A 10,097-nucleotide genomic window follows, 5' to 3' on the forward strand; every position below is an offset into this window, starting at 1 on the left:
CAGCAGGCCATTGAGCAGCAATGCATTGGCCGCTACGGTCGCCTCGCCCAGGCGTGCGCCTTGCAGGGTGATCAGCAGGAACACCAACTGCAGCGCCAGGCTGCGCAGGAAAATGTCGCGGTTCACGGCCAGCAGCGGTCGCCAGGCCTGCCAGTGCTTCAGTGCTGCCCATGCGACCTGCCCTGGGTAGGCGCGCAGCGCCGGGCGGGTCAGGGCCAGGCCGAGCAGGGCGGCACTCCACTCGGCAATCACCGAGGCCCGCGCTGAACCCAGCACACCCCAGTCCAGGCCCAGTACGAACCACAGGTTCAGCGCGATGTTCAGCAGGTTGGTCGTCAGCAGGATCGCCAGCGGCGCGCGGGCGTTCTGCGTGCCAAGGAACCAGCCGACCAAGGCATAGCTGGCCAGCGCTGCAGGCAGCCCGAGCAGGCGGGTGTGGAAGAAGTCTTCGGTGGCTTGCTGCAACGCGTCGCTGGGTTGCATCGCATGCAGGGCCAACTGGCTGAAGGGAATGGCCAGCAGGCCAATCAACAGGGCAAAGCCGACCGCCAGCAGCAGCCCTTGAACCAGCACCTGGCGCAACGCCGCGCCGTCGCGCCGCCCGGCGGCCTGGGCGGCGAAACCAGTGGACCCCATGCGCAGGAAGCCCATGAGGCCGACCATGAACGTGAACAACGTGGCGCCCACGGCCACTGCGCCCAACTGGTGGGCGTGGGGCAGGTGGCCGATGACAGTGCTGTCGACCAGGGCTACCAAGGGCACGGAGATGTTGGACAGGATCATCGGCGCGGCCAGCGCCCAGACCTTGAGGTGGGTGGGGCGGTGGCGCCAGTCGGCGGTCAGTGCAGTCATTGCGGTCCTTGGGAATCTGGGGCTGCTGCGCAGCCCAATCGCGACACAAGGCCGCTCCCACATCGATCGGCGTACGCAGGCCTTTGTGGGCTATTCTGAATGGGCACAGTGTAACGGCCAGGCAAGCAAACCGCGCGAACATGATTCCGGCCAGCTATAATTGCGGCCCTCAAGTACCCGCTGCCAAAGAGTTCCTACTCCATGTTCAACAAAGGATTGTTGCTGGCCTGCGCGCTGGCCTTGCTCAGTGCCTGTGACTCTTCCACGCCGGACAAACCGGCGCCGGCCGAGAAGCCGGCAGCCACCGCGCCCGCCGAGGCCCCCGCTGCCAAGCGCGAAGACCCTGCCGTGCTCGCCAAGCGCTATGCAGGCCGCGAGCTGACTGTGCTCGACGTTTCCGAAGTGCAGCTCGACGGCGCCGCGACGCTGTCGATCAGCTTCTCTGCCCCGCTGGATGCCAAGCAGGACTTCGCCACCAAAGTGCACCTGGTCGATACCGTCAAAGGCAAGCTCGATGGCGCCTGGGAGCTCTCCGACAACCAGATGGAGCTGCGCCTGCGCCACCTCGAACCCCAGCGCAAGCTGGTGCTGACCGTGGACAAAGGCCTGCTGGCGGTGAACGGCGAGCAACTGGCCAGTGAGTCGGTGACCCGCCTGGAAACCCGCGACATGCAGCCGACCATCGGCTTCGCCAGCCGCGGTTCGCTGCTGCCCACACGCCTGGCAGAGGGCCTGCCGGTCATCGCCCTGAACGTCGACAAGGTCGATGTCGAGTTCTTCCGGGTCAAGCCGGAGATGCTCTCGAACTTCCTGGCCAGCTGGGGGCGCAACAGCAGCCTGTACTACTACCAGTCCAAGGAAACCCTGGACATGGCCGAACTGGTCTACAGTGGCCGCTTCGACCTGAACCCGGCACGCAACACGCGCGAGACCGTGCTGCTGCCCATCGCTGGCATCAAGCCGCTGCAGGCGCCTGGTGTGTACCTGGCGGTGATGCGTGCCTCCGGCACTTACGATTACTCACAGCCGGCCACCCTGTTCACCCTCAGCGACATTGGTGTTTCCGCGCACCGCTACCGTGACCGCCTGGACGTATTCGCCCAGGCGTTGGAAGGCGGCAAGGCCATGAGCGGCGTCAACCTGGAAATCCATGACGACAAGGGCAAGCTGCTGGCCCAGGCCGCCACCGATGGCAAGGGCCACGCCCAGTTGCCGATCACGCCCAAGGCCGACACCCTGATCGCCACCCAGGGTGTGCACACCACGCTGCTGCGCTTGAACACTGCCGCGCTGGACCTCGCCGAGTTCGACATCACCGGGCCCCAGGCCAACCCCTTGCAGTTGTTCATCTTCGGCCCGCGCGACCTGTATCGCCCAGGCGAAACGGTGCTGCTCAACGGCCTGCTGCGTGACCAGGACGGCAAGCCCGTCAAGGCCCAACCGGTGAACGTGGAAGTGCGCCGCCCGGATGAACAGGTCAGCCGCAAGTTCGTCTGGGAGGCCGATGCCAATGGCCTGTTCCAGTACCAGTTGCAGCTGGCCAGCGAGGCCCCGACCGGTCGCTGGCAGCTGTTGCTCGACCTCGGCGGTGGGCGCCAGCAGGTCTATGAATTCCTGGTTGAAGACTTCCTGCCCGAGCGCCTTGCGCTGGAGCTCAAGGGCAGCAGCCAGCCACTGTCACCGGATGAAAACGCGCGTATCCAGGTCACTGGCCGTTACCTGTACGGCGCTCCGGCGGCCGGCAACCGCCTGAGTGGCCAAGCCTACGTGCGCCCCTTGCGCGAGGCGGTGCCGGCGTTGCCGGGTTACCAGTTCGGCTCGGTCACCGAAACCGAACTGAACCAGGACCTGGAGCTGGATGAAGTCACCCTCGACCAGGCGGGCAAGGCCGTGGTCGATATCGAAAGCCGCTGGGCCGAAGCGCGCTCGCCGTTGCAACTGACCGTGCAGGCCAGCTTGCAGGAGTCCGGCGGCCGGCCGATCACCCGGCGCCTGGAACAGCCGATCTGGCCGGGCGAGCGCCTGCCAGGCTTGCGCGGCCTGTTTGACGGTGAGGAAACCGATAGCGACGGGCCGGTGGAGTTCGAGGTACTGGTGGCCGACCACGACGGCAACAAGCTGGCGGCCAACGACCTCAAGGTGCGCCTGGTGCGTGAGCGCCGTGATTACTACTGGAACTACTCGCAAAGCGATGGCTGGAGCTATGCCTACAACGAGAAGTTCCTGACCCAGAGCGAAGAGACGGTCAGCGTCAAGGCCGGCTCCACGGCCAAGCTGAGCTTCCAGGTGGAATGGGGCCCTTACCGGGTCGAGGTGGAAGACCCGCAGACCGGCCTGGTGTCCAGCGAGCGCTTCTGGGCCGGTTACCGTGCCCAGGACAACGCCGAAGGCGGTGCCGTGCGCCCCGACCAGGTCAAACTGGCGCTGGACAAGCCGGCCTATGCTGATGGCGCCACGGCCAAAGTCACCGTGACCCCGCCGGCTGCGGGCAGCGGTTACCTGATGATCGAGTCCAGTGACGGCCCGCTGTGGTGGCAGGAAATCGACGTGCCCGCCGAGGGCAAGACGTTCGACGTGCAACTGGACAAGGCCTGGGCCCGCCACGACCTGTACATCAGTGCGCTGGTAATCCGCCCTGGCGAGCGCAAGGCCAATGCCACGCCCAAGCGTTCGGTCGGTGTGCTGCACCTGCCGCTGGACCGCGCCGGCCGCAAGCTGGCGGTGAGCCTGCAAGCCCCCGAGAAAATGCGCCCCAAACAGCCGCTGACGGTGAACGTCAAGGCCGCCAACGCCGACGGTAGTGTGCCGCGGCAAGTGCATGTGCTGGTGTCGGCAGTGGACGTAGGTATCCTCAATATCACCGACTTCAAGACACCCGACCCGTTCGCCAGCCTGTTCGGGCGCAAGGCCTACGGTGCCGACCAACTGGACATCTACGGCCAGTTGATCGAGGCCGGGCAAGGCCGCCTGGCCAGCCTGGCATTCGGCGGTGACGCGGCCATGGCCAAGGGGGGCAAGCGCCCCAACACCACGGTGACCATCGTCGCCCAGCAAAGCGTGCCGGTTACCCTGGATGACAACGGCCAGGGCCAGGTAACGGTCGATATCCCCGACTTCAATGGTGAACTGCGCCTGATGGCCCAAGCCTGGACCGACGACCACTTCGGCATGGCCGAAGGCAAGACGGTAGTCGCTGCGCCGCTGATCGCCGAGCTGTCGGCACCGCGTTTCCTCGGGGGCGGCGACCGCACCAACCTGGCCCTGGATTTGGCCAACTTGTCGGGCCGGGCCCAGCAGTTGCAGGTTGAAGTCAGCAGCGAAGGGCAACTGAGCCTGGCCGCCAATGCCTTGCACACCGTGGCCCTGGCCGAAGGCCAGCGCTCGACGCTGCTGATTCCAGTGCAGGCCCAGGGCGGCCTGGGGCAGGGCAAGGTCCGGGTGCGTGTCACCGGGTTGCAACTGCCCAACGAGCCAAGCACCGCCTTCGAGCGCGAGTGGGCGCTGGGCGTGCGCCCTGCCTACCCGGCGATGCTCAAGCACTACCGCGTGGCCTTGAAGGACCAGCCATGGACGCTGCCCGAAGCAGACCTGGCCGCCTTCGAACCGGCGGGCCTGGAGGCCAGCCTGGCCTTGTCGAGCCGGCCACCGCTCAACCTGGCCGAACAGATCCGCGCGCTGGAGGCGTACCCGTACGGTTGCCTGGAACAGACCACCAGCGGCCTTTACCCGTCGCTGTATGCCGATGCCCAAAGCCTCAAACGCCTGGGCATCAAGGGTGAGCCGGCAGATGTGAGCAAGCGCAAGATCGAGATGGGCATCGAGCACCTGCTGGGCATGCAGCGCTACAACGGCAGCTTTGGCTTGTGGAGTTCGGACAGCGAGGAGGAATACTGGCTGACCGCCTATGTCACCGACTTCCTCCTGCGGGCCCGCGACCAAGGTTATGGGGTACCGGCCGAAGCGCTGAAGAAGGCCAGCGAGCGCCTGCTGCGCTACCTGCAGGAGCGCAACCTGATCGAGGTCGACTACAGCGAAAACGCCGAACATACCCGCTTCGCCGTGCAGGCCTATGCCGCGCTGGTGCTCGCGCGCAGCCAGCAAGCGCCGCTGGGCGCGTTGCGTGGTTTGTTCGAGCGCCGGGCCGATGCCCGCTCTGGGCTGCCGCTGGTGCAACTGGCGGTGGCACTGGACAAGATGGGCGACAAACCGCGTGCCCAGCAAGCCCTGCAAGCCGGGCTTGGCATCAGCCGCAGCAAGGGGTGGATGGCTGACTATGGCAGCCCGCTGCGTGATCAGGCGCTGATCCTGGCGCTGCTGCAGGAAAGCAACCTGGCCACCAACCAGGTCGACCAGCGTCTGTTTGCCCTGTCGGATGAACTGGCGGCCAACCGCTGGCTGTCGACCCAGGAGCGTAATGCCTTGTTCCTCGCCGGCCGTGGCCTGCTGGGCAAGCCCGAGGGCCAGTGGCAGGCGCGCCTGGACAGTGCCGGCGAAGTGCGCGAATTGAACAACGCCGAGTCTGGCATGAAGCTGGAGGGCCCGCTGCTGGCCTCGCCGCTGAGCGTGCAGAATGAAGGCAGCGCGACCCTCTACCAGCAACTGACATTGTCTGGCTACCCGCGCCAGGCGCCTGCCGCCGGCGGTAACGGCATGCAGATCCGCCGCGAATACCTGGGCATGAATGGCCAGCCACTGGACCTGCACAACCTGCGCAGTGGCGATCTGGTCCTGGTGCACCTGGCGCTCAAGGCCCAGGACCGCGTGCCCGATGCGCTGGTAGTGGACCTGCTGCCGGCTGGCCTGGAGCTGGAGAACCAGAACCTGGCGCAAAGTGCCGCCAGCCTGGACAACGCCAGCAGTGCGGTGAAGGAATGGCGCGAATCGATGCAGAACGCCAGCGTGGTGCATCAGGAGTACCGTGATGACCGCTATGTGGCGGCGCTCAAGCTCGACGGTTATGGCACCACGCACCTGTTGTACCTGGCGCGGGCGGTGACCCCGGGCACCTACCGCGTACCGCCGCCGCAGGTTGAGTCGATGTATCGGCCGAACCTGCAGGCGGTGGGTGATGGGCAAGGCGAGATGACGGTAAAAGCCCGCTAGGCTTGTGCTGCTGTTACCGGCCTCATGCTGGCAAGCCAGGTGCTGCACCTGGCTTCGATGCCGCTGCGGTCACCGTGGCAGCCGGCTTGCTGGCGATCGGGCCGCCGTGCGGCTTCCCGGGCGGCCCCCGGGAAGGCTCAGTGGATGACCCAGCTCATTACCCACAACCCCAGCACCAGCCAGATGATCCCAAGGATGATCGACGCACGCATGAATGCCTGGATGGCCGAGTACAGCAGCATCAGGCCAATGATCAGGGCCAGGATGCTGACCAACGAGGTGTCCATGCCCAAGGTGCGCGCCAGGCCGTCGATGAAATTGCCACCGGCATTGGCCAGCAGGTTGAACAGCCCGCTCAATGCGTCGACGATGAAGCGAATCAACGATCCCAGTGCCTGGCCCAGCCACTCGAAAAAACCTTCTACATGCATAGTTGCTTCCTGATGAACGAGCCGGCGAGTTTGCCGTCCCAAAGCCTTTGGCCATTACCTGGCCAGGTCGGTTCCCGATGCCAAGCTTAGCGCGGCCACGCAGCCGTGCGGGCAGGTTGTTGCGCGCCGTGCTGCTCGGCCTGCTGTTGCTGGCTGGCCTGTTGTGGCTGGCAGACCGCATCTGGCCCCTGCCCATGCCGGGTGACGACCTGGCGCGGGTAGTGCTGGCCGAGGATGGCACACCGTTATGGCGGTTTGCCGATACTGATGGCGTGTGGCGTTACCCGGTCAGCCCTGATGAGGTTTCACCGCTGTATCTGCAGGCGTTGTTGACCTACGAAGACCGCTGGTTCTATCACCACCCCGGGGTCAACCCGCTGGCGCTGGCCCGTGCTGCCTGGCTGAACCTGCGCGGTGGGCGAGTGGTGTCGGGCGGCAGCACGCTGTCGATGCAGGTGGCCCGCCTGCTCGACCCGCACGACCGCACCCTGGCTGGCAAACTGCGCCAGCTGTGGCGCACGTTGCAACTGGAATGGCACCTGTCCAAGCGCGAGATCCTGCAAATCTACCTGAACCGCGCGCCGTTCGGCGGTACCTTGCAGGGGGTGGCCGCAGCCAGTTGGGCCTACCTGGGCAAGTCGCCGCGGCACCTGACCCCGGCCGAAGCCGCGTTGCTGGCGGTGTTGCCGCAGGCACCCAGTCGCCTGCGCCCCGACCGCCACCCCGAGCGGGCACAGCGCGCACGCGACAAGGTACTGCAGCGCCTGGCGGAGTATCAGGTGTGGCCGGCACGGCAAATTCGTGAAGCGGCCGAAGAACCGCTGGTGCTGGCCCCACGGCAAGAGCCAGCGCTGGCGCCATTGCTGGCGCGGCGCTTGAACAGCGCCAACAGCCCACCGCTGATCCGCACCACGCTCGATGCGGCCTTGCAACGGCGCCTCGAAGACTTGCTGCTGGGCTGGCGCGCACGCCTGCCAGAGCGCACCTCTGCCGCCATTCTGGTGGTCGAAGCACAGACCATGGCCGTGCGTGCCTACCTGGGGTCGATCGACCTGACCGACGAGCGCCGCTTTGGCCATGTCGACATGGTGCGTTCGCTGCGCTCGCCCGGCTCTACGCTCAAGCCTTTCCTGTACGGCATGGCATTGGACGACGGCCTGATCCATTCCGAATCGCTGCTGCAGGATGTACCGCGACGCTACGGCGACTACCGGCCCGGCAATTTCTCCATGGGTTTCAGCGGCCCGGTGTCGGCCAGCTCGGCGTTGGCGCTGTCGCTGAACCTGCCGGCAGTGCAGCTGCTGGAAGCCTACGGCCCCAAGCGCTTTGCCGCGCAACTGCGGATGGCGGGTATGCCACTGGCACTGCCGCCTTTGGCAGAGCCCAACCTGTCGCTGGTCCTGGGCGGCGCCGGCAGCCGACTGGAAGACCTGGTTGGCGGCTACGCCGCGTTTGCCCGGGGCGGCAACAGCGCGCAGGTCCGCCTGCAGCCGCAGGACCCGCTGGTCGAGCGGCGTCTGTTGTCGCCGGGTGCAGCGTGGATCGTGCGGCGTATTCTCAGCGGCCAGGCACGCCCCGACCGCGACCCGCATGCCGAACTGGTGCAGCGCCCGCAACTGGCCTGGAAGACCGGCACCAGCTATGGCTTTCGCGATGCCTGGTCGATTGGCGTGGGCCCGCGCTACCTGATTGGTGTGTGGATCGGTCGCCCAGACGGTACGCCGGTCGCCGGGCAGTTTGGCCTGGCATCGGCCGCCCCCCTGATGTTGCAGGTGCACGACCTGTTGAGCAATCGCGACAGCCAGCGGGGTATCAGCGTGCCAATCTTGCCGGTGCCCGCCAGTGTCGGCGTGGCCGCGATCTGTTGGCCGCTTGGCCAGCCCATGGCCAGGCAGGACAGTAACTGCCGGCGCCAGCGGTTTGCCTGGACCTTGGACGGCACCACGCCGCCAACCTTGCAGGCCGCCGACCAGCCGCTGGGCCTGGGCTTGCGCGAGACGGTGTGGGTCAACCCGCATGGCTTGCGTGTGGATGGGAGTTGCCAAGGTGCCACGGCCCGTGATATTGCCCTGTGGCCGGCACCGCTGGAGCCTTGGCTACCGCGGATGGAGCGGCGTGCCGCACGGTTGCCGGCCATCGACCCAAACTGCCCGCCACAGGTACCGGCCAGCGCACCACCGCTGTCGATCGTGGGGGTGCGCCCGGGCGACAATCTGCGCCGGCCGGCCACCAGCAGCGAGCCTTTGCAGTTGCATGTTTCGGCCCTGGGTGGCGGCGGCCGGCGTTGGTGGTTCCTCAATGGCCAGCCGCTGGGGGAGACCCAGGGGCAGGACAGCCTGCTGCTGCGTTTGCCCCAGGTTGGCCAGGCCGAACTCAGCGCCCTGGATGAAAGCGGTGAGACTGCCCGGGTGGCGTTTCAGGTCAGTGAGTAGGTGCCCGACGGCAATGTGGGGCGGAAATACGCCCCGGATACAGCAGGCCGCCGGTCAGTGGGTAGTGAAGCGTTGATGCACTGGCGATGAGCTGGGCGTCAGCGCCAGCGCCAATTGAGTACGGTTATGCATATGGGTCAACCGCAGCACCTGCGACACGTACAGTTTGACGGTGTTCTCGGTGATCCCCAGTTCACAGGCAATCTGGTAATTGGTCTTGCCCTTGCTCACCAGCCGCGCGACCTCCAACTGGCGGGGCGACAGTTTCTCGAACGCTGCGGGTAGCTCGCTCTCGCTTTCTTCAGCATCCGTGGCACGCCGGTGGGCGCCTTGGCCGCGGGCTTTCTCCAGCTCCTGATAAAGCTCGTCCACAGACTCGGCCAAGTCTTGCAAACGCTGGTTCAAGCCGCCCAGGTTGCGGAGGTTGCGCTGGCGCTCGAGTAAGGCCTGCTCCTGCTGGCGCACACCTTCGAGCAGTTCCTCAAGGTCCATGGGTTTCTGGTAATAGTCGGCAAAACCTGCGCGCAGGGCGCGGATCACGTCCTGTTTTTCCCCCCGGCCGGTCAGCATGATGGCCTCGAACATGCGTTGGCTGCCGTCGATCTCCTTCAAGGCACGCACCAGCTCGATGCCGTCCCGCTCGGGCATGTCGAGGTCGCAGATGATGAGGCCGACTGCGGGGTCCGACGTATACCGCTCTATGGCTTCGTCGGTGGAATAGGCGGGTATGCAGGTGTAACCCGCGGTTTCAAGGTATTCACATAGCTGCTCGACAATGACCGGTTGGTCGTCGACCACCAATACCTTCACTTCACTCACTGGTCTGGACACGATCAACTCCCTGTTCGTATACGGCCCTGCTCCCGGGCCAGACGCTCTGGCAATGTAAAAAGTAGTCGCACACGGCGATTCTGTACAAACCCTGTACACATTGTCCGACCACAGGCATCGCTATTGGATCCATACGGCTGTCAGCAGAAAGCCGGTGAGCACATAGGGGACGAACGCCTGCTTGTCGCCCATTTCTTCGGTCAGGGCTTGCAGGCGCTTCTTGATCTTGGGGTTGAGCAGCAGCCATAGACGCCGACGGGCCAGCAGCCAGACCAGCACGCTGACCCCAGCGCCAATGAACGTGCCAAGCACGTATTGCGTGCCGCTGGCCAGGGCCAGGGCGCCCATCAGCTTGACATCATCGGCGCCGAAGTGGCCGTACATATAGCCGGGCAGGGTCAACAGCATGACGATGGCCAGCGCCCATCCGGCATCGCTGGCATCGGCC

General features: G+C 65.8%; 6 protein-coding genes. 2 read left to right on the forward strand and 4 right to left on the reverse strand.

All coding sequences use genetic code 11. The annotated features are described in order from the left end of the window. Window positions 1–852: MATE family efflux transporter (locus tag GYA94_RS03570; protein ID WP_161891797.1), on the reverse strand; the 852-nt coding region annotated here is incomplete at its 3' end. 201 nt (window positions 853–1,053) lie between these two features. Here GYA94_RS03570 and GYA94_RS03575 point away from each other — a divergent pair. Beyond that, window positions 1,054–5,955 carry an alpha-2-macroglobulin family protein gene (locus tag GYA94_RS03575; protein WP_161891798.1) on the forward strand — a complete coding sequence of 1,634 codons (4,902 nt, stop codon included), beginning with the start codon at window positions 1,054–1,056 and terminating at the stop codon, window positions 5,953–5,955. A gap of 137 nt (window positions 5,956–6,092) precedes the next feature. On the opposite strand, the gene GYA94_RS03580 is transcribed toward GYA94_RS03575, so the two are convergent. Next, entirely contained in the window at window positions 6,093–6,386 is a 294-nt protein-coding gene (locus tag GYA94_RS03580) for a hypothetical protein (RefSeq protein WP_161891799.1), read from the reverse strand. Window positions 6,387–6,463: 77 nt separating this feature from the next. On the opposite strand from GYA94_RS03580, the gene pbpC reads away from it, so the two are divergent. After that, entirely contained in the window at window positions 6,464–8,818 is a 2,355-nt protein-coding gene (gene pbpC / locus GYA94_RS03585; RefSeq protein ID WP_110680049.1) for a peptidoglycan glycosyltransferase PbpC, read from the forward strand. A 54-nt stretch (window positions 8,819–8,872) separates the two neighbouring features. On the opposite strand, the gene GYA94_RS03590 is transcribed toward pbpC, so the two are convergent. Both GYA94_RS03590 and GYA94_RS03595 read right to left on the reverse strand, forming a co-directional pair. Next, window positions 8,873–9,649: a response regulator transcription factor gene (locus GYA94_RS03590; protein WP_110680050.1), complete on the reverse strand. Its 777-nt coding sequence runs from the start codon at window positions 9,647–9,649 to the stop codon at window positions 8,873–8,875. A gap of 120 nt (window positions 9,650–9,769) precedes the next feature. Then, window positions 9,770–10,097: prepilin peptidase (locus tag GYA94_RS03595; protein WP_161891800.1), on the reverse strand; the 328-nt coding region annotated here is incomplete at its 5' end.

Origin of the sequence: Pseudomonas juntendi (genome assembly GCF_009932375.1) — a bacterium.
Lineage (GTDB): Bacteria > Pseudomonadota > Gammaproteobacteria > Pseudomonadales > Pseudomonadaceae > Aquipseudomonas > Aquipseudomonas juntendi.

Bases quoted from the DNA above. Each gene is read 5' to 3' on its own strand.
- GYA94_RS03580 (WP_161891799.1), bottom strand. From the start codon at position 6,386: ATGCATGTAGAAGGTTTTTTCGAGTGGCTGGGCCAGGCACTGGGATCG.
- GYA94_RS03575 (WP_161891798.1), top strand. From the start codon at position 1,054: ATGTTCAACAAAGGATTGTTGCTGGCCTGCGCGCTGGCCTTGCTCAGT.
- pbpC (WP_110680049.1), top strand. From the start codon at position 6,464: ATGCCAAGCTTAGCGCGGCCACGCAGCCGTGCGGGCAGGTTGTTGCGC.